This window comes from Mucilaginibacter gossypiicola (genome assembly GCF_900110105.1).
Taxonomy (GTDB): Bacteria; Bacteroidota; Bacteroidia; order Sphingobacteriales; family Sphingobacteriaceae; genus Mucilaginibacter; species Mucilaginibacter gossypiicola.
In genome coordinates this window covers 650,020-675,060 of record NZ_FOCL01000002.1, presented here as the reverse complement: position 1 = coordinate 675,060, position 25,041 = coordinate 650,020, and the positions used below count along the sequence as shown (strand labels likewise).

Annotated in this window: 32 protein-coding genes; 11 read left to right on the top strand and 21 right to left on the bottom strand. The window is 41.4% G+C overall.

The features are described 5' to 3' along the window. Positions 1–737 precede the first annotated feature (737 nt). The 12 genes from rplS to BMX50_RS08145 all read right to left on the bottom strand — a co-directional run bounded on the left by rplS (position 738) and on the right by BMX50_RS08145 (position 6,529). A complete protein-coding gene (gene rplS / locus BMX50_RS08200) occupies positions 738–1,085 on the bottom strand; it encodes a 50S ribosomal protein L19 (RefSeq protein ID WP_090532282.1) in 348 nt (115 codons plus the stop codon). A 190-nt stretch (positions 1,086–1,275) separates the two neighbouring features. Further along, on the bottom strand, positions 1,276–1,521 hold the full coding sequence (locus tag BMX50_RS08195; RefSeq protein ID WP_091210009.1) for a hypothetical protein: 246 nt from the start codon (positions 1,519–1,521) through the stop codon (positions 1,276–1,278). 5 nt (positions 1,522–1,526) lie between these two features. Then, positions 1,527–2,018 carry a hypothetical protein gene (locus BMX50_RS08190; RefSeq protein WP_091210007.1) on the bottom strand — a complete coding sequence of 164 codons (492 nt, stop codon included), beginning with the start codon at positions 2,016–2,018 and terminating at the stop codon, positions 1,527–1,529. Between the two features lie 44 nt (positions 2,019–2,062). Further along, complete coding sequence (locus tag BMX50_RS08185; RefSeq protein WP_262494033.1) at positions 2,063–2,419, bottom strand: RNA polymerase sigma factor; 357 nt, start codon at positions 2,417–2,419, stop codon at positions 2,063–2,065. Positions 2,420–2,421: 2 nt separating this feature from the next. After that, positions 2,422–2,628: an RNA polymerase sigma factor gene (locus BMX50_RS08180; protein WP_091210003.1), complete on the bottom strand. Its 207-nt coding sequence runs from the start codon at positions 2,626–2,628 to the stop codon at positions 2,422–2,424. Between the two features lie 211 nt (positions 2,629–2,839). Beyond that, on the bottom strand, positions 2,840–3,523 hold the full coding sequence (gene trmD, locus BMX50_RS08175) for a tRNA (guanosine(37)-N1)-methyltransferase TrmD (protein WP_091210001.1): 684 nt from the start codon (positions 3,521–3,523) through the stop codon (positions 2,840–2,842). 106 nt (positions 3,524–3,629) lie between these two features. After that, positions 3,630–4,001 (bottom strand): VOC family protein, encoded by a 372-nt coding sequence (locus BMX50_RS08170; protein ID WP_091209999.1) that lies wholly within the window; start codon positions 3,999–4,001, stop codon positions 3,630–3,632. A gap of 160 nt (positions 4,002–4,161) precedes the next feature. Then, entirely contained in the window at positions 4,162–4,551 is a 390-nt protein-coding gene (locus BMX50_RS08165) for a VOC family protein (RefSeq protein ID WP_091209997.1), read from the bottom strand. Positions 4,552–4,567: 16 nt separating this feature from the next. Next, positions 4,568–4,768, bottom strand: a complete 201-nt coding sequence (locus BMX50_RS08160) for a helix-turn-helix transcriptional regulator (RefSeq protein ID WP_091209995.1) — start codon at positions 4,766–4,768, stop codon at positions 4,568–4,570. Next, positions 4,765–5,202 (bottom strand): hypothetical protein, encoded by a 438-nt coding sequence (locus BMX50_RS08155; protein ID WP_091209993.1) that lies wholly within the window; start codon positions 5,200–5,202, stop codon positions 4,765–4,767. Before BMX50_RS08155 ends, BMX50_RS08160 begins: the two co-directional genes overlap by 4 nt. Positions 5,203–5,359: 157 nt before the next feature. Next, positions 5,360–5,932, bottom strand: a complete 573-nt coding sequence (gene rimM / locus BMX50_RS08150) for a ribosome maturation factor RimM (protein ID WP_244280900.1) — start codon at positions 5,930–5,932, stop codon at positions 5,360–5,362. Between the two features lie 75 nt (positions 5,933–6,007). Further along, on the bottom strand, positions 6,008–6,529 hold the full coding sequence (locus tag BMX50_RS08145) for a 30S ribosomal protein S16 (RefSeq protein ID WP_091167150.1): 522 nt from the start codon (positions 6,527–6,529) through the stop codon (positions 6,008–6,010). A 222-nt stretch (positions 6,530–6,751) separates the two neighbouring features. Here BMX50_RS08145 and BMX50_RS08140 point away from each other — a divergent pair, with 222 nt between their 5' ends. Together BMX50_RS08140 and BMX50_RS08135 are read left to right on the top strand one after the other, a co-directional pair. Beyond that, positions 6,752–7,288: a 5' nucleotidase, NT5C type gene (locus BMX50_RS08140; protein WP_091209991.1), complete on the top strand. Its 537-nt coding sequence runs from the start codon at positions 6,752–6,754 to the stop codon at positions 7,286–7,288. 54 nt (positions 7,289–7,342) lie between these two features. After that, the gene (locus tag BMX50_RS08135; protein ID WP_091209989.1) at positions 7,343–8,695 is read left to right on the top strand and encodes a PAS domain S-box protein; all 1,353 of its coding nucleotides are present in this window, start codon (positions 7,343–7,345) and stop codon (positions 8,693–8,695) included. Between the two features lie 52 nt (positions 8,696–8,747). Here BMX50_RS08135 and pfkA read toward each other — a convergent pair whose 3' ends face one another. The 4 genes from pfkA to BMX50_RS08115 form a co-directional block, all read right to left on the bottom strand. After that, a complete protein-coding gene (pfkA, locus tag BMX50_RS08130; RefSeq protein ID WP_091209987.1) occupies positions 8,748–9,728 on the bottom strand; it encodes a 6-phosphofructokinase in 981 nt (326 codons plus the stop codon). 146 nt (positions 9,729–9,874) lie between these two features. Continuing rightward, positions 9,875–11,632, bottom strand: coding sequence for a protein-disulfide reductase DsbD family protein (locus tag BMX50_RS08125; protein ID WP_091209985.1), 1,758 nt, complete (start codon positions 11,630–11,632; stop codon positions 9,875–9,877). Positions 11,633–11,655: 23 nt separating this feature from the next. Further along, positions 11,656–12,108, bottom strand: a complete 453-nt coding sequence (locus BMX50_RS08120) for a protein-disulfide reductase DsbD domain-containing protein (RefSeq protein ID WP_091167161.1) — start codon at positions 12,106–12,108, stop codon at positions 11,656–11,658. Positions 12,109–12,124: 16 nt separating this feature from the next. Continuing rightward, positions 12,125–12,898 (bottom strand): biotin--[acetyl-CoA-carboxylase] ligase, encoded by a 774-nt coding sequence (locus BMX50_RS08115; RefSeq protein ID WP_091209983.1) that lies wholly within the window; start codon positions 12,896–12,898, stop codon positions 12,125–12,127. A gap of 47 nt (positions 12,899–12,945) precedes the next feature. On the opposite strand from BMX50_RS08115, the gene rsfS reads away from it, so the two are divergent. From rsfS to BMX50_RS08100, 3 genes are all read left to right on the top strand, one after another. Continuing rightward, on the top strand, positions 12,946–13,320 hold the full coding sequence (gene rsfS / locus BMX50_RS08110; protein WP_091209981.1) for a ribosome silencing factor: 375 nt from the start codon (positions 12,946–12,948) through the stop codon (positions 13,318–13,320). 90 nt (positions 13,321–13,410) lie between these two features. Next, positions 13,411–15,522: an ATP-dependent zinc metalloprotease FtsH gene (gene ftsH / locus BMX50_RS08105; RefSeq protein ID WP_091209979.1), complete on the top strand. Its 2,112-nt coding sequence runs from the start codon at positions 13,411–13,413 to the stop codon at positions 15,520–15,522. A gap of 56 nt (positions 15,523–15,578) precedes the next feature. Next, positions 15,579–16,217: a LutC/YkgG family protein gene (locus BMX50_RS08100; RefSeq protein ID WP_091209977.1), complete on the top strand. Its 639-nt coding sequence runs from the start codon at positions 15,579–15,581 to the stop codon at positions 16,215–16,217. Positions 16,218–16,310: 93 nt separating this feature from the next. On the opposite strand, the gene BMX50_RS08095 is transcribed toward BMX50_RS08100, so the two are convergent. After that, entirely contained in the window at positions 16,311–17,396 is a 1,086-nt protein-coding gene (locus BMX50_RS08095) for a metallophosphoesterase (RefSeq protein WP_091209975.1), read from the bottom strand. A gap of 150 nt (positions 17,397–17,546) precedes the next feature. Here BMX50_RS08095 and BMX50_RS08090 point away from each other — a divergent pair, with 150 nt between their 5' ends. The 6 genes from BMX50_RS08090 (at position 17,547) to BMX50_RS08065 (ending at position 21,785) form a co-directional block, all read left to right on the top strand. Further along, positions 17,547–17,918: a hypothetical protein gene (locus tag BMX50_RS08090; protein WP_091209973.1), complete on the top strand. Its 372-nt coding sequence runs from the start codon at positions 17,547–17,549 to the stop codon at positions 17,916–17,918. 53 nt (positions 17,919–17,971) lie between these two features. Further along, on the top strand, positions 17,972–18,628 hold the full coding sequence (locus BMX50_RS08085; protein ID WP_091209971.1) for a hypothetical protein: 657 nt from the start codon (positions 17,972–17,974) through the stop codon (positions 18,626–18,628). Beyond that, on the top strand, positions 18,592–19,422 hold the full coding sequence (locus BMX50_RS08080; protein ID WP_091209968.1) for a sensor histidine kinase: 831 nt from the start codon (positions 18,592–18,594) through the stop codon (positions 19,420–19,422). The genes BMX50_RS08085 and BMX50_RS08080 overlap by 37 nt, the downstream gene beginning before the upstream one ends. After that, a complete protein-coding gene (locus BMX50_RS08075; protein WP_091209966.1) occupies positions 19,388–20,029 on the top strand; it encodes a response regulator transcription factor in 642 nt (213 codons plus the stop codon). The genes BMX50_RS08080 and BMX50_RS08075 overlap by 35 nt, the downstream gene beginning before the upstream one ends. Positions 20,030–20,058: 29 nt before the next feature. Then, positions 20,059–21,129: a PA0069 family radical SAM protein gene (locus BMX50_RS08070; protein WP_091209963.1), complete on the top strand. Its 1,071-nt coding sequence runs from the start codon at positions 20,059–20,061 to the stop codon at positions 21,127–21,129. A 62-nt stretch (positions 21,130–21,191) separates the two neighbouring features. Further along, positions 21,192–21,785, top strand: a complete 594-nt coding sequence (locus tag BMX50_RS08065) for a hypothetical protein (RefSeq protein WP_143065124.1) — start codon at positions 21,192–21,194, stop codon at positions 21,783–21,785. Here BMX50_RS08065 and BMX50_RS08060 read toward each other — a convergent pair. The 4 genes from BMX50_RS08060 to BMX50_RS08045 form a co-directional block, all read right to left on the bottom strand. After that, positions 21,757–22,137 carry a ribosomal maturation YjgA family protein gene (locus tag BMX50_RS08060; RefSeq protein WP_091209959.1) on the bottom strand — a complete coding sequence of 127 codons (381 nt, stop codon included), beginning with the start codon at positions 22,135–22,137 and terminating at the stop codon, positions 21,757–21,759. The genes BMX50_RS08065 and BMX50_RS08060 overlap by 29 nt on opposite strands. A gap of 23 nt (positions 22,138–22,160) precedes the next feature. Continuing rightward, on the bottom strand, positions 22,161–23,033 hold the full coding sequence (locus BMX50_RS08055) for a hypothetical protein (protein ID WP_091209957.1): 873 nt from the start codon (positions 23,031–23,033) through the stop codon (positions 22,161–22,163). A 95-nt stretch (positions 23,034–23,128) separates the two neighbouring features. Then, positions 23,129–23,872: a zinc ribbon domain-containing protein gene (locus tag BMX50_RS08050; RefSeq protein WP_091209955.1), complete on the bottom strand. Its 744-nt coding sequence runs from the start codon at positions 23,870–23,872 to the stop codon at positions 23,129–23,131. Further along, entirely contained in the window at positions 23,872–24,969 is a 1,098-nt protein-coding gene (locus BMX50_RS08045; RefSeq protein WP_091209953.1) for a Nif3-like dinuclear metal center hexameric protein, read from the bottom strand. Before BMX50_RS08045 ends, BMX50_RS08050 begins: the two co-directional genes overlap by 1 nt. Between the last annotated feature and the right edge of the window lie 72 nt (positions 24,970–25,041).

The window sequence follows — 25,041 nt, the reverse complement described above, 5'->3', positions numbered from 1 at the left end:
AACAATGAATAGCATTACGCCTGCTCCTTCGCTGGTTGCTGACCGGCCTGAAGAGGTTGAAAACCCGGCTGCAAAAGAAGGTGCTGCAGAGAAACTTGCTAAAAAATCTGCATCAAAAGCTAGAAAGGTTGACGAGGATGCAGCTAAAGAAGCAGACAGCGAATAATTAACGTACGTTTTGCATAAAAAAAGCAGATGGGGAGCTCATCTGCTTTTTTTATGCCTGGATAGTTTGCATGCGCCAATCGCTCTGCATAAATAGCGATTTGTCATTCGACAAACGGGCGTAGGGATAAATTGATGGAGTGAGGAGAAATCTTCTACATCATGCTTTAACGGTTACAGATATTGGCGTATAAGATTTCTCTTTCGCCCCCGTTGCGAAGGGCCTTCCCTGCTCACTCGAAATGACAATTTTTATTTATTGGAATAGTAAAAATACTGTCGCAGGTTTAGCGATAGCGTAACCTGTGATTCAGTATTATTGAAGCTTTTAGCTTCAATAATACTTTGTGTGTTAAGCTGAAAGCTTAAGCTATGGTTCACCACGGGTTATAAACCCGCGGCAGCTTGAGACAGTTTAAGTCTGAGGTTCTGTAAGTAAATGCATTTTCGTTTGATAATCAATTAATTACCATGCTGGCAGCCTAAAAACCATCATATAGCAAAAGGCCTTACCGAAATTTCTTTCAGAAAGGCCTTTTAATTTTTTATATACCGCTAAGCGGTTGGGTAAATTAAACGCGTTTTGACTTGATACGAGCTGCTTTACCAGTAAGGGCACGCAGGTAGTATAGTTTTGAACGACGAACTTTACCAACACTGTTAACTTCGATCTTGTCGATGTTTGGAGAGTTAACCGGGAAGATACGCTCAACGCCAATGCCATTTGATACTTTACGCACAGTAAAAGTTTCGCTAACACCAACGCTGTTACGCTGAATTACCACACCTTGGTAAACCTGAACGCGTTCTTTATTTCCTTCTCTGATTTTATAGTGAACACTTACAGTATCACCAGCTTTGAAGGATGGAAGCTGCTTTTTTTCTACTGATTGCTCTTCAACAAATTTTACTAAATCCATGATTTTAAGCTCTTAATGCGATTTTTAGCCCGTAAAAATCGGATTGCAAGTATAGGGATTATTTTCAATAAATGAAAGTCAAATTTAAAAATTTCCACATTTAGTTTTTTTATTAACAGTCGGTTGTGGTTTATGCAGCCTTACGAAGTTTTCAAAATTTCGTAAGGCTTGTCTGAGATTGGGGTTGCTTTCATTGTTCAGAAATCTTCGGCACCGGCTTCTTCTCGGTGAAATAAGCAATTAACGTATACACCAACCCAATCAAAAGCAGGTTGAATACAAAATTGATGAGTGTATCGCTTACCGAATGTGAGTGTTTATCGATATCAATAAACGTAAAAACAGCATAAGCAAGTGCAATGGCTAATATGGCCCAGCCAATAATGGATACAGGTAGGTAAATTATCCCTTTGCGGGTAAACCAGTTTAGTTTCATGATGATTAGTTTTTGATGGATATGTTTTCTGTCATGGCATAGTTTAAAAACGCGAATACAATGAGCAGGCTAACCAGGATCAATATGATGTTCCATAGTTTAAGCCTCACGCTGATGTTAAGCTCTTTTACCTTGCGCCTTTCGGGATCAATTGACCTAATCCCAACGTGAATGATAGACAGCAGGTTGATGACAATGCACATGATAGGCAGTATAAATAACACCACGGGGCCGATGACATCGATATACGGCACTTTTTCGAGCTGCAACATCACACTGAACATTGCACTAAACCAGTTGGCATTTACGTGAAAGTGGTAATACATAAATACGCATACTAAAAAATAGCATGGCACTATCACCAGCCATAACCCCAGGGCGGCCGAACGCCCGGCGTTCATAATGGCCATTTTTACTACATCCTGATGTTGGGATGGGTTTACATCGGGTACTTTTAGATTTTCCATTTGCTTTAAAAATTCGTCCTGATCTTTCATGTTAATTACCCTTATAATGCATTAATTGGTTTTGGTTGCAATGGTTAAAGTGTATTTCTTAATTTCTCCAAGCCACGCGAAAGCAGCGATTTTATCGTGCCTTCATTTTTATCCAGGATCTCGCTGATCTCGGTATTGGTTTTCTGTTCAAAGTATCTTAATGAAATTACCTCCTGGTATTTAACATCGAGCTTAAGCAGGTTTTTGCGGATGCGATTATAATCGTCATAGGCTTTTAACTCCTGCTCCATCATTTCGCGCTCATTGCCGGCGTGGTCATGCAACAGTTTTTCCATCTGCGGATTTTCCAGCAGTTGCTGTAGCGATTCGGGTTTGTATTTGCTGCTGCGATAATATTGATTGAGCTCGTTAGTGGCAATGCGGTAAAGCCACGATGAAATACTTATACCCTTCCATTAAACGAGCCTATCTTCAAAAAAGCTTTCAGAAAAGTTTCTGCCGCGATATCCCTGGCCAGATCATAATCCCCACAGCGGCGCATAACGTAACCAAACACTGGTTTATACCAACGGTCAAACACCTGCCCAAAGGCAGCCGGGTTGGTACGGCATTGTTCAATAAGCTGGGCTTCTGTGTGGTTAGGGTTCATAGCTGCAACGCTACTATAATGCAGTATGCATTAATTGGTTGCAATCTAATTTAGGAGTTTTGGTTGGTGTTTTGGTGAGTGGTTGATTGAGTTGATTAGGTGAGTGGTTTTTTCGGTTAGGTGATTGTTTTAGTGAGTGGAGAATAGTTGATAAGGGGGCTGTTAACGCGTGAGGCAACCATTCTCCATTCACCTAATCAACCGCTCACCACTATTCCCCTTTATCCAAAAGATCTGGCCTGCGTGCCTTTGTACGCTCCAATGCCTGTTCGTGGCGCCATTTTTCAATTTCTGGAGTATTACCTCCTAAAAGGATGTCGGGTACCTTGTGGCCGTTCCAGTCGGCTGGGCGGGTATAAACCGGGGCATCCAGTAAATCATCCTGGAAGGAATCGGACAGGGCCGATGTTTCGTCGCTCAATACGCCAGGGATAAGCCTCACTACAGCGTCAACCAGTACGGCTGCGGGCAGCTCTCCGCCCGAAAGTACATAATCGCCTATCGAGATTTCGCGGGTAACATAAATGTCCCTGATGCGCTGATCGATGCCTTTATAATGGCCGCAAAGAATAATGATATTTTTTTTGATGGAGAGTTGATTGGCGATGCGCTGGTTCAGCGTTTCGCCGTCAGGCGACATGAAGATGATATCATCATAGTCTCGCTCAGATTTTAGTTTTTCGATACAGGCTGCAAACGGTGGAATGGTCATCACCATGCCGCTGCCTCCGCCGTAAGGGTAATCATCTACGCTTTTTTGCTTGTTGGTAGCATAATCCCTCAGGTTGTGGACAACAATTTCGGAGATTCCTTTTTTTTGCGCACGCTGTAAAATAGAATGTGCAAAAGGACTTTCAAGCAAACCGGGCAAAACAGAGATGATATCGAAACGCATACTTTCTTCAGACTCAGGATAAAAGAATCAGGATGCAAGATTACTGAAAAATGTCCTCTCTCAGAAATCGTCTTGACTCCTGCATCTTGCTTTCCTGATTCTTAGTTCATCCTCTATGCTGATAGATCCCCCATAAATTACCCGCTGGGTCAGTAAAATGTGCCGTGATCTCCGGGAAATCTTTACCTATAGGTTGGGTTATGATACCGCCGCTGGCTTCAATCAGTTTAAGTGTGGCTTCGGCATCATCAACCATAATGGAGATCAGTAATCCGGCTTTGCCCATAGGCTCGCGACCGGTTACCCACATACCGCTTACCTCGCCCACGCCATCATCAAATGAGGCAAAGCCTTCATTATTGGTGCGAATTTGCCAGCCGAAAACACTTTCAAAAAACTTTGATGATACGCTGATATCATTGGCCGGGATCTCGATATAGCATATTTTGCCGTTGCCGTAGGTGGGTTGCTTTGCCATGGGATGAAGTGGTTAAAGTTGTGCTGTAAGAAAATATTAAAAATTATGTCATTGCGAGGAGGTACGACGAAGCAATCTCGTAGCCATGCAGATCGAACATGCATTAGCTACGAGATTGCCGCGCTGCGCTCGCAATGACATATTTATAAAAGTGCTGTATCTATATTGCCTTTTCAATCATCCATCTATGCCCGAAAGGATCAATAAAATCTCCTTGTCGGTAGCCGTAGTCCCAATCCGTTACTTCGGATGCTATTTTGGCGCCGGCTTGTTTGGCCTGTTCCATCACCGCGTGTACATCATCAACAAAAAGACCAATGGTTACGCTGGTTGCCTTTACGGTATCCGGACAAAGTACGGCCGTTCGTTCCGTTTCCTCATGCAGGTGGAAAATAGTACCATCTATCGAAAGTTCCGATACATGGATGCTGCCATCGTCATTACTAAAACGCCTGAGTTCGACCGCGCCTAAAGCTTTAATGTAAAAGCTGATATCGGTTACACCATGCGGAATGGCTAACTGCGGCGCGAAAGTTGGTTTTGTTGCCATGGTTATATTGGTTTGGTTAATCTTCGTCGTCTAACGAAAAAATATCTTCAACAGGTTTGCCAAATACGCGGGCTATTTTTAAAGCCAGCACGGTAGACGGCACATATCTGTTACTTTCGATGGTATTGATAGTTTGCCGCGATACCCCGATCAACTCTGCCAGCTCGGCCTGGGTAATGTTCTTGATAGCGCGCTCAACCCGGATGTTATTTTTCATGCCTGCCCCTCTTCCTTATTGATGAGGCGGTTGTTTTGAAAAATTTTCCACCTGAAACGAACGATGAAAAATACAAGCGGTACCAATAAATTTAGAAACAAAATATGCTCGGTGTCTTTACTTAATATTAAACTCACCACCAAAAGTATATAATTTACATAGATGGCCCATTGCAATGAGTCGAGCCGGAGTTTAAAGATCTGCTCATCCTCAATACGTTCTTTAGCAAAGGCGACAAAGAACAAACCTATAGCCATAAGCAGCGTGGTGGCCATGAAAAAGATATGATGGCTGTTGAACAGGTCGTCGCTTACGGGTTCGTCGTGCATGCTAAAACCCATTTCTTTTTTAAACATTACAATAGGGATATGGATCAGGAAAAGGGCCAGCCCAAGGTACCTGAACCAGTGCGGGAACAAAAAACGTGATTTCATAATTGTAAAGTTTGGCTTACCAAAAGTAAAATAAACTTTACAAATGTCAAATATATTTGACAAAATATTTTTTGAAATCTTATCCAATAAAAAATGCCCGTGGGGACACGGGCATCGGGGGATCTTGTTTCTTTATTCTAAGGTCTCGCTTCTAAACTTACCCTTCCAGGTAAATATCCAGCAATCCTTCCGGCAGGTCAATATAAATTTCTCGCCCTTCTACATCGATACCTTTAATTATTTCAATATTTAAAGGGAAAAGCACCTCTTTGTTTTTGTATTGCACCGTAGCTATCAATTGCTGAGGGTATTCCTGTACGGCTATTATTTCACCCAGTTCGCCGTGAGTTTCATCTATAGCGATAAAGCCCTCTATGTCGTTCAGGGTAAATTCGCCTTTCTTCTTCTTGGGTTTTAATTTGTTGGGCAGGTAGATATCGCGTTTAGCCAACACTGCTGCTTTTTCAATGGTATCAACGTCTTCCAGGTTAAGGTAGGCGTTGTTTTTTTGCAGGTATTTTATTGATGATACAAAGTAAGGGATCATCTTTCCGGCGATATCAATAAATACGGCATTGAACTTAATATCTTCAATGCCATCAAAATCAACGTAGATCTGCAATTCGCCTTTCAGGCCTTTGGTTTTTAAAACTGTACCTATCCTGAAATGATCTTCAGCTTTCATATAAAATGAGTTAAACAATAATGGCGAAGCTGTTTGCCTCGCCATTATTCGGATTTAAGAAATCAAACGTAAGGATTCAAGATATAATACTTCTTGCGTTCTGTACGCTTAATCAATAAATTATTCTGCGCTTTCAGCTTCTTCAGTCGCTGCATCTTCTGCAGGGGCTTCTTCTTCAGCAACAGGAGCGTTTTTAGCAGCTATAGCAGCAGCTTTTTCTTCGCTCTTTTTAGCTTCAGCAGCTAAAGCAGCTTTGCGGGCTTCGTCTTTAGCAACGTTAAGGCTGGTTTTTTTACCGGTGATTTTGCTGTCTTTTTGGTCAAGCCACTCAGCAAATTTGGTTTCCAGTTGCTCTTCGGTTAAAGCACCTTTTTTAACACCACCTTGTAAGTGTTTTTTGTACAGCACACCTTTGTATGAAAGGATTGCACGACAAGTATCTGTAGGTTGGGCACCGTTGTTAACCCAATCTAAAGTTTTGTCGAAATTGATGTCAATAGTTGCTGGGTTTGTGTTTGGGTTGTATGAACCTAAACGCTCAATGAAGCGTCCATCACGTGGAGCGCGTGAGTCTGCTACCACGATGTAATAAAAAGGTTTGCCTTTTTTACCGTGTCTTTGTAGTCTGATCTTAGTTGCCATTGTAAATTTTTATGTATTCAACATTATCCCCGGAGTTCTTTCTGCGGGGATGCAAAGGTATTAATTTTTATCACAATTTAAAATAGCTGATAATTAATTATTTATCTTTTAAGTGAGTGGTTGATTGGGTTGATCAGGTGAGTGGTTAATTAATTATCGGTTTCGGGTGCTTTTTTAAAACTTAACATTGCAGTAATTTAAAAAAATCGGAACTTACCAGCCATGAGCATCAACAGAAAAATACGGATAGCTATTGATATGGATGAAGTTATTGCCGATACCATTGGCAAATTCATCAGCATGTATAAGGAAAGGCATAATGAAGAAATAAGCCTTGGCAATATGGAAGGCAAGGAGTTTAGGGAGATCCTGCCGCCGCATTTAAGCGAAACCCTAAGGGTTTACATTAACGAGCGTGGTTTTTTCAGAGATATCCCCGTGATGCCCGATGCGCAGGAAGTGGTGAAAGCCCTTCATGAAAAATATGATGTGTACATCGCATCGGCCGCTATGGAATTTAAATATTCATTGGAGGATAAGCAGGAATGGCTTGAAGAACACTTTCCTTTCATCTCCTGGACAAATATTATTTTTTGCGGGCACAAGATCCTTGATGTAGATATCATGATTGACGACCGGATTAAAAACTTCGCCACATTTAACGGCCGTAAAATACTTTATAGCTCGCCACATAATATGCTGCTTACCGATTATGAGCGTGTAAATACCTGGAAAGAAGTTGCTGCAAAATTATTGTAGTTATTTGTTTATCATATAAATAGCTATACCTTTAAGTATTTACGGCTTGTTTACATGTTTGACCCTAATCCTTCTGCAAAAGGAAACTGCACTATTGTTTTTGATGTTAATGAACAGAAATACCTGTTTGTAACCGAAAGCTTTTATGATCTTTTTGAAGTAGGTGCTGACCATCTACATAAAAACAGTGACTTTTTGAATGGGCTGGTAAAACCAGAATCACTTGCACATATAAAGGAGCTAACGGAAGGGCTCGACTTGAATGAGTCCGCTCAAATAACCTATCTCCTTGAAGCTCTCCAAAAGAAGGTAACCGAAAAACGGACACTTACCATTGACGGGCTTACTGGCCACAAAATCATTATTAGTACTATTACTACTGCGCTGGCAGCTGTTCCCGGATCGATTCCATTTAGTAAGCCGGGACCGCGCGAACAGTTTCTAAACTCACTTATTGATTCGCAAACCAATTTCCTGGTCAGGATAGGCATCGACGGCAAATTTAGCTTTGTTAACCGCCGCTTTTTGAAAACCTTTGGTTATGAAGAAAAAGAGATCATAGGTTATCATTTTTCAAAAACGACCATTCCGGAGGAGGCGCACCTGTGCGAAGAGGCTTTTATAAACTGTATTAATAATCCGGGCAAAATCATCAGGCTTGTTCATAAAAAGCCGGCTAAGGATGGGGGCTTGCATGATACCGAATGGGAGTTTGTTTCCATAACTGATGATAGCGGAGTGGTGGTTGAAATACAGGGAATAGGCAGGGATATTACACCTCAAATGCAAATACGCGAAGAGGCTTTGCAAATTAAAGACAGCCTTGAAGCATTGATCAATAATACCCAGGACCATATTTGGTCGGTTGATAAGGAGTTGCGCTATTTGTACATGAACCAGGCTTATGTTGAGCAGGTTACTTATTTAACAGGTATAAAGCCTTACAAAGGGCAGTACTCCTACAAGCACGAAGGTTTTAGCAAGCAAATAGTTGATGACTGGACTGTTTATTATAATCGTGCTTTAAGCGGAGAGCGGTATGATATTATCAGTGAAAGCATTGACCCCGCAAGCGGGCAGCGTTTATACTTTGAAGTTAGTTTTAACCCTATTTATACCGCAGCCGGCGATATAATAGGTGCAGGTTGTTTTGGCCATAACATTACCGAACGGCTTAAAATACAGAAGGAGCTTGTTAGCCAGAACGATCGTTTAAGAAATATTGCCTCTTTAAGCTCGCATGAGCTGCGCCGGCCGGTAGCAAGTATGCTTGGGCTTATCGGCCTGATGGACCGTGAAGATTTTTATAATCCCGAAAATAAAGAGATCATAGCACACCTGTTTACCGTGAGTGCCGAAATTGATAAAGCTATAAGGCTTGTTGTTGACAGTACTATTGCCAAATAAAACAGCCCGGATGTTTAAGTCCGGGCTGTTTTATTTATCGTTTTAGCCGAAATTACATAGAAAGCATTTCAACCAGTTTAATCATGTTAGGATCAATACCCTGGTGATGTTTAATGGCATGCTCAAACGGTGTATAAGCTATTTCGCCATTAATGAGGCCTATCATTTCGTTGCGGTGCCCGTCTCGTAAAGCTTCAACAGCAGCAGCGCCAACACGGCTTGCCAATACCCTATCCATACAGCTTGGTGCGCCGCCGCGTTGTATGTGGCCCAAAATAGAGATACGGGTATCATAGTTAGGGAATTTTTCCTGTACCAAACGGCCAACTTCAAATGCCCCGCCGGCTGTATCGTCACCTTCGGCAACAATTACAATACGTGATGTTTTGTCTTTACGGCCAAACTCAAGGCGGTTAAATAAACCTTCGAGCCCGGTTTTGCTTTCAGGGATCAGGATAGCTTCGGCACCGGTAGCAATACCTGTACGTAAGGCGATCAAGCCCGAGTCGCGGCCCATTACTTCTACTATAAATAAACGATCATGAGATTCGGCAGTATCCCTGATTTTATCAACGGCATCAACAACTGTGTTAATAGCTGTATCATAACCAATAGTAAAATCGGTACCTACAAGGTCGTTATCAATTGTGCCAGGTAAACCAACTACCGGGATGTCATATTCGCTGCCAAAAACCTTAGCTCCGGTAAATGTGCCGTCGCCGCCAATGGCTACCAATGCATCAACCTTGTTTTTCACCAGTTGTTCATAAGCATTTTTACGACCTTCGGGTGTTCTGAAATCATCACACCTTGCGGTTTTGAGTATAGTACCGCCGCGTTGAATAATGTTTGAAACGGATTTACGGTTCATGGTGAAAAAATCACCTTTACCCATGCCGTCGTAACCACGGCGAATCCCCGTGACTTCAATTCCGTAATACATTGCGGCACGTACTACCGCCCTTATGGCAGCGTTCATTCCGGGTGCATCACCACCTGAAGTAAAAACGCCGATATTTTTGATCTGAGTCATTTTTTTGTTTTGGTTATAAACAGGCTAACCTATTCATAACTAATTAGGGTTGTAAATATTGTTCGTTATTCAAACGCCGCGCCTAACCAATAAAGCACGGAGTTTGAATTTTGCGCGAATTTACACTTATTTTTTGAACCCGATCCCTATTTTTTGTAAGCAGCTAAGCCACTATCCAAAAATTTAAGGTAGCTGGCTATGTCATAATTTGCAGGCGATGTTGGTATCTCGGCACCCGAAGCATCTTTAAGCAAATTGCCATCGCCATCAAGCATTACATACAATGGCTGCGAATTTGAGTTAAAGCGCTGGGCTTCCAGGTTACTCCATTTGCCGCCAAGTGTAGTGATCTTTTTACCGCTGTAATCGGATACAAACTGTTCGCCCGCCGGTAATTCGGCCTTGTCATCGACTACAAGCTGTAGCAGCACAAAATCATTTTTAATGCGGCTAAACACCTGCGGATCCGACCATACGTTGGCTTCCATTTTACGGCAGTTAACGCAATTAAAACCTGTAAAGTCAATGAGTATTGGTTTATGAAGAGCCTTTGAAACCTGTAAAGCCTGATCATAATCATACCATGCATCCAGGCCTTTGGTTTTTATACGGGTATAGTTGGCAGCATATTTACGTTCACCAATGCTTGCTGGTATAGCTGCCGATGGACTTGCCGCCGCTGATCCTGAACCGTCCGGAATATTGGAAAGGTTAAAATCCTGCGTAGCCTCCGGAGGTAAAAACGCGCTAATTGATTTTAAAGGCGCACCCCACAAACCAGGAATCATGTAAATAACAAACGCAAATACAATTATAGCCAGGAAGGTACGTGGGATGGTTAAGTATTTAACATCGCTATCGTGCGAAAACTTGATCTTGCCGATCAGGTAAAGGCCAATCATCAAACCAATGGCTATCCACAGCGATAAAAATATTTCGCGGTCAAACCAGTTCCAGTGGTAAGCCAAATCTACATTTGATAAAAACTTCAGTGCAAATGCAAGCTCCAGGAAACCCAATACAACTTTAACACTGTTAAGCCATCCGCCTGATTTTGGCAGGGTTTTAAGTGCCGAAGGGAATAGCGCGAATATGGTAAAAGGTAAAGCTAAAGCCAGCGAAAAGCCAAACATGCCCATTGCCGGGCCAAGACGGTCACCTTTTGAGGCCGCATCAACCAGCAATGTACCTATAATAGGCCCTGTACAGGAGAAAGAAACAACAACGAGGGTTGCTGCCATGAAAAATATACCTGCCAGGCCGCCTTTATCCGAATTTTCATCAAGCTTATTGGCCAGTTTGCTTGGCAGCACAATTTCAAATGCTCCCAGGAACGAGATACCAAATACAATGAGCAGTAAAAAGAAGAAAATATTAAATATGCCGTTTGTGGCCAGTTCATTAAGTGCATCTGATCCAAAAATGATAGAGATCAACAAGCCTAACGTAACATAAATTACGATGATTGATACACCGTAGATAAGCGATTGCATAACAGCCTTGCTTTTGCTTCCACTTTTTTTGGTAAAAAAGCTTACAGTTAAAGGCAGCAATGGATAGATACAAGGCAAAATTACCGCGGTGAAGCCGCCTAATAAACCTTCAATAAAGATCTGCCAAAGTGATTTTGGCTTTTCTGCTGTTTTTGAAGCACTGGCACTTGTTTTAGTAACCTTAGCCGCTTCTGCCTTTTTTACCGAATCGGCTTGCTTTTTCCTGATGGCTAAGCTATCAGCAGCAGTGGGGATATCAGTAAATGTAACATCGGCTGCTGATACCGTAGTATCGGCAGCTTTTTTTTGCACGGCATAGGCTGGGTTTGCTCCGGCTATGTTAAGGATGATCAGGGCAATTAATGTGATAAGACCGGCGCGCAGGTAAGCACCTTTATTTAATAATTTCATGACTACTATTAAGGTGTGCTGAATTATTTACCTAAAGGGATAGTGAAATCAACATCTTCCGGTGGCAGGCATTTCATGTCGTTACAGGTCATGTAGGTTAGTTTACCTGTAACGGCTGTTGCTTTTGGCGATTTTAAACTGATTTTTTGGCTGAAAACAACTTCTTTTTCAAAATAGCTTACATTCATGCTGAATGATTTTTCGTATTTGGTTACCGGTGTAGGCTCGGTAGTTTTGCCAACAGCGGCATATAATTTAGAAGGAGTGAAATCAAATGAAGTTTTTATTGGGCCGCCATCTTTTACGGTTTGTGAATAAATGTGCCAGCCGTTTTGTATGGTTGCCTTTAAAAATACCACAGCTTCTTTGTCATTTACCTTTTTTGCCGCGTATGACCACCTCACCGGCGATTCGATCTGAGCGTAAGCGCCAACGCTGATGATGAGCGCGGTTACCAATACCAATAGTTTCTTCATTTGTTTTTTATAGTTATTATTTATTTAAAAATTTCAATTCTTTGAGGTTAAACTCCATTTGCTGCCCGTTAGTATCTTCAATAACCAGCAGGCCGTTTGGCAGTACATTTTTTACAATGCCATTGAATACACTGCCATTTGACTCAAAACTTTTAACCTCGTTTAACCAATACAATCGGCTTAAGTAAGTATTCCTTACAAAATCAATTTGCCCAGCTTTCAGTTTCAGATAGTATACTTCAAGCTGTTTGCAAATTTCCGATAATAAGCGTGTTAAATCATAATCCTTTTGTAAGATTTGTTTGACAGAGGTGGCATTTAAGGCACCGGACGGGAAATTTTCCTGATTTATGTTTAATCCTATGCCAATAACCGAGTCTTTGAGCTGGGTGCCCTGTATGGTGTTTTCAATGAGCATGCCGCCAAGTTTCCTGTCGGCATAATAAATATCATTGGGCCATTTAATTTTTAACTGATTTCCCAGGATGGGCTGCAGTGCATCATAAACCCCTAAACTTACTGCGCGGTTCAAATCAAACTGCGCATCAATGGGTAAAAAATGCGGCTTTAATAAAATACTGAAAGTAAGGTTTTTTCCGGGTTCGCTATGCCAGGTATTTTGCTGCTGGCCACGGCCAGCGTATTGCTCTTCTGCCATAATGACCGTACCTTCGGGTACTGGCTTGGAATTTGACAGTAGATTTTTAAGAAAACTATTTGTTGAGTCAACTTGTTTAATTGTTACTAAATTTTGACCAACAAATAATCCTGAAAATATGTTATTTTGCAAAGTGTAATAATTTTATACTCAAAAACGTTCAAAACTAATTCTTTTTGATGGTAAAAAACAAAGTGTTAAGTGAATCTGCCTATATTTCAGAGCTGGCAATACATGGTATCCAGGAAAAAAAAGGCAATGATATTATAAGGTTAGACCTCCGTAATATATTCAGTTCAGTAGCAGATTATTTTGTGATCTGTCATGCTGATTCGTCGACACAGGTAAAAGCTATAGCAAATAGCATTGAGGATGAAATTTTCAAAGCCACCCAAGCCGAACCCTGGCGCAAAGAGGGAATTGAGCATGGCGAGTGGATACTGCTTGATTACGTGGATGTTGTAGTCCATGTGTTCAGGACCGATAAACGTGAGTTTTATGGTGTGGAAGATTTGTGGGGCGATGCAGATATTAAATATTATAAAAGTGCATAAACATCCGTCACAAAAAGGCTCAACGCATAGTCTTACTGTTACCGCGTAAAATTTAAATTATAGATTGTAAGTTTGAGCTCGTTAAAAGAAATGAAAGATATTAAAGATTCTAAATCAGAAAATCCAAGACCTATCCGTAAAATTGTGAACAAGAAGCCCTCACCAAAACCTCCAAAGTTCAATATCATGTGGTTATATGGTATTGTTATCCTGGCTTTTTTATTGATCCCGGCTTTATTGAACGGCGGATCAGGTAAAGCGGTTACTTTCCAGGAGTTTGAGGCCAACATGCTGCGCACAAATGATGTTCAGAAAATTGTAGCTTACAAAAACGGCGATCTGGTAATGGCCGATGTTTATATTAAACAGCAAAGTTTGTCAAAACCTTATTTTGCTAACAACATCTCAAAAGAAAAAAGCTTTTTCAATACTAATCCTAACAGCGGTCCACAGTTTACTTTTACTGATGCTTCTTATGAAAGCCTGAAAAAGTCAATCGCTGATGCTCAGAAAGATGTACCGGATGATCAAAAGGTTTCGCTGCAATTTGAGCAGGGCCATGAAAGCTTGTTATCAAACTGGTTGGTACAAGGTGTTATCATGGTAATATTGTTTGCCGGTGTGTGGATCTTTATTATGCGCAGGATGAGCGGTGGTTCGGGCGGTGGTCCGGGCGGCCAGATCTTTAACATTGGTAAATCAAAAGCTACCCTGTTTGATAAAGAAGCCCAGGTAACAGTTACATTTAATGATGTTGCCGGTTTGGAAGAGGCTAAACAAGAGGTAATGGAGATCGTGGATTTTCTTAAAAATCCTAAAAAATATACCAACCTGGGAGGTAAAATCCCAAAAGGTGCACTGCTTGTAGGTTCGCCGGGTACTGGTAAAACTTTGCTTGCCAAAGCTGTGGCTGGTGAAGCGCAGGTGCCTTTCTTCTCACTTTCGGGTTCGGACTTTGTGGAGATGTTTGTTGGTGTAGGTGCATCACGTGTACGTGACTTGTTCCGCCAGGCAAAAGACAAAGCACCTTGTATCATCTTTATCGATGAGATTGATGCTATCGGTCGTGCCCGTGGTAAAAACAATATTGTAGGTGGTAATGATGAGCGCGAAAACACCCTGAACCAGTTGTTGGTTGAGATGGATGGTTTTGGTACCGATTCAGGTATCATCATCTTAGCTGCTACCAACCGCCCTGATGTACTGGATTCAGCATTGTTGCGTCCGGGACGTTTCGACAGGCAGGTATCAATCGATAAACCGGATTTGATTGGCCGTGAGCAGATCTTTAAAGTTCACCTGAAACCAATTAAATTATCTGATGGTGTTGATGCCAAAAAATTATCAGCCCAAACTCCTGGCTTTGCAGGTGCCGAAATTGCTAACGTTTGTAACGAGGCCGCGCTGATTGCCGCCCGTAAAAATAAAGAGTCGGTTGATATGACCGATTTCCAGGATGCTATCGACCGCGTTATCGGTGGTTTGGAGAAAAAGAACAAGATCATCTCTCCCGAAGAAAAACGCATTGTTGCTTACCACGAAGCTGGTCACGCTATTGCAGGCTGGTTCCTGGAACATGCCGACCCATTGGTTAAGGTATCTATCGTTCCCCGTGGTGTTGCTGCCTTAGGTTATGCCCAATATCTGCCAAAAGAGCAGTTTTTGTATACCACCGAGCAATTGCTTGATGAAATGAGTGTATCAATGGGTGGTCGTGTTGCTGAAGATATCGTTTTCGGTAAAATCTCTACCGGTGCATTGAGCGATTTGGAGCGCATTACCAAACTTGCCTATGCCATGACCAAAATTTATGGTATGAATGACAGTGTTGGTAATGTATCATTCTATGATCCGCAGGGCGAGTACCAGTTTAACAAACCATACTCAGATACTACAGCCGAAATGATAGATAACGAAGTACGTAAGCTGGTTGATGTGGTTTATCAAAAAACCAAAGACCTGCTTAATCTGAAACGTGATGGCCTTGAAAAGATAGCTCAAAAATTGTTGGAGAAAGAAGTATTGTTCCAGAGTGATTTGGAAGAGATATTAGGCAAACGTCCGTTTGATGAACGTACAACTTATGACAAGTTTGTAAACGGAGAAGCTGCGTTAAACCCGGATGTGGATAACAACGCTATTCCAGACACGCTGACTAATCCTGAACTTTCAAGAATAGACAGCGAAGATCCGAAACTTTAATTTTTAAAATATAATACAAAGCCACCGGCAAAGCTGGTGGCTTTTCTTTTTTAGCCATGAGGGATATCACTACATCAAAAGAAAAACTGCTTAAAAAAATCAGGAAAGCGCTTTTGGAGAAAAGGGATAACCCATACCCTCAACTGGAAGACCTGCCCCTTTACCCGCCTGCCGAAGATATGCCAGAGGTTATCTTTGCAGAGCAGTTTACGAATGTGGCCGGCCAGTTTGTTTTTTGTGAAGATGAACTGCAGTTTATTGAAAACCTGCTCACCCTTGCCGAAGAACGTAAATGGCACAAAATATACTGCTGGGAACCTAAGCTACAGGACATATTAAACCAGTTTGAATATCCGCACTACGAAACCGATAAAGACTTTGAACAAGCCGAAGTTGGTTTTACCCTGTGTGAGGCTTTGATTGCCCGTAATGGCAGTATTTTGCTCTCTAACGGTAATATGGCGGGCAGGAGGTTAAGCATTTACCCATCGGTTCATATTGTACTTGCCTATACATCCCAAATGGTAATGGACCTGAAAGATGGTTTTAAACTTATTAAAGCTAAATATGGTAATCAATTGCCATCCATGATCAGCACCGTAACCGGGCCAAGCCGTACCGCCGATATTGAAAAAACACTGGTTTTAGGCGCTCATGGGCCTAAAGAGCTTTTTGTTTTTATGCTGGAAGGCTGACCGCTGATTTTTTTGAACCATGATTTTTAGGATTTAAGGATTATCTTGATTCTTTCGTCTTGATTCTTTTATCTGTCGCCTTGGCCTCTCCCCTCAAAATAATTCTTCCAGTCTGCACTCCTCCAGTATTATCCTTTCACTTTGATTCTGTGCGTTGTATTCCCATTTAATTAACCGGATTTGGCCATCGGCAATTTCAATGCCTGTTATATCGCCGTCATCATAGCAACAACAACCGCTGTTAAAATAGCTTGGATCGCATGTGCTGAAATCAGGAACGATATCACCTTTTATCTGCCTGTTTACAATTTGTTTGTTTAGTTCATCGGCCAGTTTATCGTCTCCTGATTTTCTTGCTTTAGCAATATCGTTATATAACCTTTCGAGGTGGGTAAGTGATCTGAATACCGGTTGATGGGTGTGTCCGGTTATAAGCAATGTGTTTTTTTGCCTCTGGCTCCATTCATACATAATACGGTTGTGGTCTGTTTTGAGCAGATCATTATTTGCCGGGGTATTGGGATTAATTTTAAGATAAGCCTGGAAAGGCGCCCAAATATCGGATACAAACCACTTGCTGAACCAGTTGCCATCGCTTTGCAGATCGCCCTGGTGGCCGTGCGTCATGAAAATATTTAAAGGTTTGCCATTGATTTGAGTTTGTAAAACGGCCCCTTCGTAAATCTTGACTGCTTCATCATAGATTTGCTTTAAGCCTACCGCCGCTAAGGGATCGTTGTCCCAATAAAGGTCATGATTGCCGAAAATTTTCATAAAAGCTTTGCGTTGTATGAACCGCTTTTCGCTTTTAAAGGTGGTTTTGTTGTGCTTTTTTATGGTAATGAACAGATTTTCCCAAAGCTCTTCGCTATCGCCGAGGTTAATATAGAAGAACTGTTGTTCATGATAGTAATCAAGCGCCGTAAGGTAATTTCTTTCTGCGAGTGCGAAGATATCCATATCATCCCGCGCGCCTTTATGCTGATCGGACAGGATAATGAATTTATCTTTTTCTGCATCAAAGGGTACTATAAGGCCTTTTTTGCCCGAGCCTGTAAGCAGGCTTTTGTATAAACGGTTCAATGACCTGTTTACCCTTTTCTTGTCCGGCCTCGACGAGAGCTTATCAGCAAGGCGGGCAACAGGTTTAGTTAGTAGCTTTTGCAGAAACTTACGCATGGCTTTTTAACATATAAAATGACGTATTGTGTTGCAGGTTGATAATTGGTTTTTGGGTGTTTAAACGGGATATAATACCGTGAAATAACGGGTAGGTTGTTTTATTATAATTAGTTAGATTAGGCCTGATTTAAAGACACCCTAAATTATATGGATCCTATTGATTTAAAAACAGCCCGGGAAATGGTAGCCCGTTACAAAGAAACCCGTAAGGCAATTATTGACAAGCATCATGAAGTTAACGACACGGAATCAACCTGGATTGCAATTGATAAGCTGAAAAAGTTTGTTGAAGCTTTGCCCCCTGAAGCAACTGGTGTAAGGTTGCATTTTGGCGTTCACGATGCCAATCACGGCAACGCACCTCACCAAACTTCGGTTGCTATTGTTCCTACCGTTGCAGGAGCAGGAGTAGATGAGCACATAGACGCTATACAAAGCGATTTGGTTGCAAATCTCTCTGTAGATGGGCTTGCAGCTGTGGGCACAGGAAAAGAATGTCCGCCAATGTGTAAAGCGTAGAATAAATTATCCTTTTACATGAATGCTGAAATAGATGTGCTATTTTAGCATTCATGCTGGAGAGTTTTTATTTTGTAATGGATGTGGTAGCGTTTGTATGCTGCCTTTTTACATACCGGTCGCTCGACAGGAATTTTAAGGCTTTGCTGCCTGTGCTAAGCTTTATCCTTGTTTATGATTTCGTGAACATCTTTAACTGGCTAAATCTTCATCAATCAAATGCCTGGTGCAACAATATTGAAGATATTATTCTTTTCGCGTTTTTTACAAAGTTTATCCAGTCGTTTGATGAACGTTTGAAAAGACGTAAAAGGATTTATATTGCTGCGGGTGTTGTTATACTACTATCAATAGCTGATATCTTGTTAATACAAGGGGTATTTAAAAGAGCTACTATTGCTACAGTAATACAAGATTTGTTTTTGATATGGATGATCTGCAATTATTATTATCGCCTATTGAATAATGATAGCGACGAATATATTGAGCTGATTACCCATCCTCCGTTTCTGGCGTTAACTGGTATATTTTTTTATTATTTATCCACGACGTTTTTTTATGCATGTTTCAGCTATATGGTTTATCGAAATAATTATCATTTTTATCTGATAGCGGCGACACTGCTTAACCTAACAACTTTTGCACTGAATTTCTTATTTTCTTTAGCCTTTATATGCTTTTTCAGGAAGAACAGGTTATCCTCGTTATAATAGCAGGTTCTGCACTTATGCTATTACTTGGCGTATTTATCATTGGCTTTATGCTGATGTATCAAAAGAAGCAAAATAAAAACCTGCTTGAGCGCGAAAATCTGAAAGCTTCATTTAAGCAGGAAATGCTTAAAACCCAGATAGAGATCCAGGAGCAAACACTCAATGATATAAGCCGCGAAATCCACGATAATATTACACAGGTATTGTCATTTGTAAAATTGAACCTGGGCTTACTGAACAATAGTCTCGACGACGAAAAAAAGGCGCGGGTAAATGAAAACCGCGAACTTGTTTCTCAAACCATCAATGATCTGAGAAACCTTTCAAAAAGCATGAGCTTTGAGCATATCAGTTCGTACGGACTTATAAAAACCCTTGAAACCGAAACCGATCGGTTAACCCGAAGCGGTATTATTAATGTTGCTTTTGAGGTTGAGGGAGATGTGTACAGTTTGGGCGAACAGCGCGAGCTGGTGATATTCCGGATCTTCCAGGAGGCCGTAAATAATACTTTAAAATACGCTAAAGCGGCTAACCTTAAAATCGGTTTGTATTATACTGCACAAATGTTTAATTTGCTCATCGAAGATGATGGTGCTGGTTTCAATGCCGAAAAGGTTGATAATAAGGGCGGTTCGGGATTGCGGAACATTGAAAACAGGGCAGCTTTAGTAGGCGCAGACGTAATTATTACCAGCTCGCCTGGTAAGGGTTGCCAGATAAAATTGTCGTTCAATCCCCTGGTACAACAAATTTATGCTAAAGGAACCCATTCAAATAGCCTTAGTTGATGATCATAAACTCTTCAGGAGTGGTATGGCCGCTCTTGTTACCAATTTTAAAAGATACAATATACTATTTGAGGCCGCAAACGGGCAGGAACTAATTGATACCATAAGCAAGGGTATAGTTCCGGATATTATACTGCTGGATATTAGCATGCCGGTTATGGACGGCGTTGAGGCCGCGCAGGTGCTCAGGGCTAAACACCCCGGTGTCAGGGTTATTATATTATCCATGTTTGAGGATGCTGAAAAGGTGCTGCTCATGGTGAAAATGGGTGTTAAAGGCTACCTGCTTAAAGATTCTGAACCTTACGAAGTTGAAGAGGCCCTTTTAAAGGTTTCGCAGGGAGAGCTTTATTACCCCGAGTTTGTAACCCGCCACCTGATCACCAATTTCAACAGCAAATTAGAGAATATCAAGCTTAACCCCCGCGAGATCGAGTTTCTGCGCCTCACCGGTACCGAACTTACCTATAAAGAAATTGCCGACACCATGAATATCAGCGTGCGCACCGTTGATAGCTACCGCGATCAGCTTTTTGAGAAACTCCAGATCAAAAGCCGCGTTGGGCTGGTTTTATACAGTATAAAAAATAAACTGATTGAATTGTAATTTGCTAATAAATTTAGCAAATTTGTTCAATGTCACATGAGGAAAATCCGGATTTTTTTAAGGGACGAGGGGCGCAGGTAAATACCCACAATAAGTTTCTGAAAAACAAGTATGTACTTGATCATATCGAGGGCATCGACGAGCCTTTGCTTGAAAATACCAACACGCAGCTTTTTGAAGAGACACCCAAAAAAATAGTAAGCGAATCCAATAGCCCCGACCTTAGCCATATGTATTCCATAAACCCCTATCAGGGTTGTGAACATGGTTGCATTTATTGTTATGCCCGTAACAGTCACGAATACTACGGTTTTAGCGCCGGGCTTGACTTTGAACGGAAGATCATCATTAAACCCAATGCGCCCGAACTGCTTGAGCAATATTTCAACAAAAAAAATTATAAGCCGGTTTGCATCATGCTATCGGGCAATACAGATTGCTATCAGCCAGTTGAACGTAAACTGGGGATAACGCAGAAGCTGTTGGAAGTTTTTTGGAAATATAAAAACCCGGTAAGTATCATTACCAAAAATAACGTGATCCTGCGCGATATCGATCTGCTTGCGGATATGGCTAAGTTAAACCTGGTGCATGTAAATGTATCCATCACCTCCCTTAACGAGCAACTAAGGCAAAAACTGGAGCCGCGTACGGTAACTGCAACCGGCAGGCTGGCAGTGGTGCAGAAGCTATCCGAAAGAGGAATCCCGGTAAGGGTGATGGCAGCCCCAATTATACCCGGCTTAAATAGCAATGAAGTCCCTAACATTATCCGGGCGGCGGCAGACCGTGGCGCTCTGGCCGCTGGTTTCACTATGGTGCGCCTCAACGGCAGTATAGCCGAAATTTTTAGCGACTGGATCTATAAAGCATTCCCCGACCGGGCAGAAAAGGTGCTGAACATGATTCGCTCAACACATGATGGCAACTTAAATGACAGCGATTACGGTCGCCGGATGAGCGGTGACGGGAAAATAGCCGAATCTATCCATCAAATGTTTAAAATGGCCTGTAAACGCTTTATGGGCGACAGGGAGATGCCCGAATACGACTATAGCTTATTTGTACCGAGGAAGGGGAAGCAGACGAGTATGTTTTGAGAGGAAGGAGTTCCTTTAGTTTGTGATTTGTATATTGCCTTATGAGATACCTGCTGCTTATCATGCTCGCAATTTATACTAAAACCTTCGCTTGCGCTCAGAATTATACACTTACAACGGATGATAAAGTAAAAGCAAAGCTTGATAGCTTTAAGAGTGAAAATGTTAGCAGGTATATGGTTTATAATGTCAGCTGTAGCGGAGCTCATCCAAGGCTTGTTATTGATGGGCGATGTACCGTGTACGATATCAAATATGTTGCATGGTTGGAGAAAGGAAAGTCATACCAGCAACGATTTGACGAGTGTAACGAACATAGGGCTAAGTTAATAGATCGGGAATTCTTTAATACGATTTCTGAAGGGATGGCTGAAATTAGAACAGCCAGGATTTTAACGCCACGAATTAAAGTAATGAATAATGGAAAGCTTGTATTGATGGATGTGATTCGTGATCATACTTGTATTTCCATTTTTAAAATATACTGGGGCGGTGAATTTATAGAAAAGCAGGTTGATCAGTTTGATTTGTCTTTTAAATATTCGGATGAAAAGCAGTTGAATATGCATTATCAGCAAAATCAAAGGAGCATCCTGAATAAATTATATAAGCAAATACGCAGCGCGATTATTGGGGCCGGTTACGTTTCAAAATAGCTTTCTCAACCCCAACGCCCATCCCTACCCCAATGACATAACACAACAAATCACTCCACAAAAAACCGTCACCCAACACTAACCTGCCAAACAAGGTGTGCCGCAGTTCATTTATCCAGGGCGCTTTATAAAGCTGGCTAAACTCTATCGCGAAGCAAAATATCAAAGCCGCTATCACATTGAATTTAATAGGCTTATTGATAAAAAGGAACCACATGATAAAGTAAACCATCGTAGCCCATAAAATATCGCCGATAAATAAAGGGATAATGGCAAAATGTCTTGATAATAGCCCCAGTACTATGGTAATTATAATGAGGATGAAATAAGTAATCCGGTTCTTAAACTTCATGTTTTTTATGAATGGTTATTACTTTACTTGCATAGGTTAATCATCGTTTTGAAAAGAGACGATCGGGTATTAAAATAAGGTTTTAACAAGATGTAGGGAATAAATACAAATGAGATGTATTCATTGCCCTCTTTGTATCTTGTAAAATTCCTATCCACAAGCTTAACCTGAAATACAATCCCCTTTGCTTGTAAATTGATGATTTTAGCAGTATCAGGCTTTTGGGGGTACACCTTATTAAGCGTATAGTTGGGTTTAGTTAATATTTCCTGATCATCGGAGATCTGATCGGCAATTCGTTCGGATAGTATCGCCTGGTAGTTTTTAAGGAGTTCCCGTTTATGATTGCTTTCGTAAGTATTCAGAAAAGCATTGAATTGCATTCGTTTGTTCGCATCAAATATATCCTTAGTTTCAATGAGTTTGTTTTTTTCAAGGTCGATGTTCAGATATTCGATATAAGGTGAAAGTAAGTCTTTTCCCCGGGAGTCTACCCTGACTTTGTAGCTTAGTATTCTCGAGTTTGAAAACGAAATGGTAGTTTCAATTTGTGCCGTTGGCGTAGAAATACTGTCATTAGCCTGATCGCCCAGGGCGGAAAACAGTTTTTTTAAAGCAGTTTCGGTGCTTAAGTCCGGCTTAGGGTCAGGCAGTATCCATTCACTTGTTTTTAAAATAAGCAAGTTGAGCGGATTGTAGATATCTCCTTTTGCGTTTTGTGAAAGCAGAATAGTACTTTCTGTTTCGTCATCACGTAAAGAGTTTGCCCTGTAAGCCACCCAATTGATTTTGCCATTATTATTTTGGCCGAATGCGTTAAAGGATACTGTTGTTAATAACCAACAAATGTTAATGATAAATTTAATTCTTGAAACGGCATGTGTTAGGTTTGGCATTGATTGATTTTAACAGAGCCAATATATAAATGTTTAAAACAAAAAAGGCACCCATTGGATGCCTTTTTTGTTTTAAACATTTATATATTGGTTGCTTATGCTTCTTCAGCTTCCAAAGCCATTAGCTCGTCAACAAGGATACGTCCGCAATGCTCGCAAACGATGATCTTTTTACGCTGACGGATATCTGACTGGCGCTGAGGCGGGATTTGGTTGAAGCAACCAGAGCATGAATCACGCTGAATAGTAACTACTGCCAATCCGTTTTTTGCGTTTTGACGTAGGCGGGTGTAAGCAGTTAATAAACGCTCTTCAATGTTTTGAGTAGCTTTTGCAGCCTGTGCGTTCAATTCGGTTTCTTCTTTTTCAGTTTCGGCAGTAATTGTGCCTAATTCTTCTTTCTTGGCATCAAGGTCGCTCTGACGTGCTTCCAAATCGGCCAATGCTTTTTCGTAAACCTGGGTTTTGTTAGTGATTTCGAAGCCGTATTCACGGATTTTCTTTTCGCTAACTTGTATATCTAAGCCCTGGATCTCAATTTCTTTTGAGATAGCATCATATTCGCGGTTATTTTTAACCTCGTTAAGCTGGCCTTCGTATTTTTTGATGTTTGCCTGAGCTTCCTTGATCAGGTTTTTACGGGTAACTATGTCATCTTCCACATCGTCAAGTTCACCTTTGATCTTTTGGATGCGGGTTTCAAGGCCTGCAACGTCGTCCTCAAGGTCGGCAACTTCCATTGGCAATTCGCCCCTTACCTGGCGGATCCTATCAATTTTGGTGTGGATAGTTTGTAGCTCGTATAAAGCTTTAAGCTTTTGTTCTACGGTTTGTTCCATTAAATAAAATATTTGACGGGGTTTGTATTTACTTCTGTTAAACGGACGGCAAAGATAGGGAATTTTTTTCTAATTATTTCATACAATAATTGCTGCGTAAATTGTTCACTTTCAAAGTGTCCGATATCTGCAATAACTATCTTTCCTTCGGCATCAAAAAACTCGTGATACTTGTAATCGGCTGTGATAAAAACATCCGCTCCGGCGGCAATGGCATGCTTCAGCAAAAAGCCTCCCGAGCCACCGCAAACTGCCACTTTTTTAACGTGTTTACCTAACAATTTAGTATGACGTATTACGTGCGTACGCATCTTATCCTTTACATGGAAAAGGAAACTTTCCTCGTTGATCGGTATTTCCAGTTCTCCTATCATACCAGAGCCAACTTGCTGGTGCTGATTGGTTAAGTTATAAAGATCATAGGCAACTTCCTCATAAGGATGGGCCAGGATCAGCGCCATCAGTATTTTGCTTTCCAGGTTTGCCGGATAAACCGTTTCTATCCTTACTTCATTTTCCTTATGGCGTTTGCCAACTTCGCCCACATAAGGATTGGCGGCTTCATTGCCCTTAAACGTGCCGGTACCTTCGGCGTTAAAACTGGTTTCGCTGTAATTGCCAATGTTACCCGCCCCTGCACTAAACAATGCGTCGCGTACGGCGTCGGCATGGCTTAAAGGAACATAAGTAACCAGCTTTTTGATCAGGTTATGTTTGGGCAGTAGTATGCGGGTGTTCTTTAAACCCAGGATTTCACAAATGCGGGCGTTAACCCCGGTCATGATGCTATCCAGGTTGGTATGAATAGCATATATGGCAATACCCTTGCGGATGGCCTTTTCAACCACGCGCTCTACATAGGTTTTGCCGTTAAATTTCTTGAGCCCTTTAAAAACGATAGGATGGTGAGATATGATTACCTGGCAACCGGTAGCGATAGCTTCGTCAACCACTGATTCGGTACAGTCAAGCGAAACAAGTGCCTGGTTTACTTCCTGATCAGGGTTGCCAACTATAAGGCCTGAGTTGTCATAATCTTCCTGGTAGTTAAGCGGCGCAAGGCTTTCGAGGTAAGCGGTTAGGGCTGATAATTTCATATTTACAGTTAAGCTAATCTATTAAATAAATCGTTCTTAAAGTAAAAGAAAAAATAAAACAGTAAATTTGAT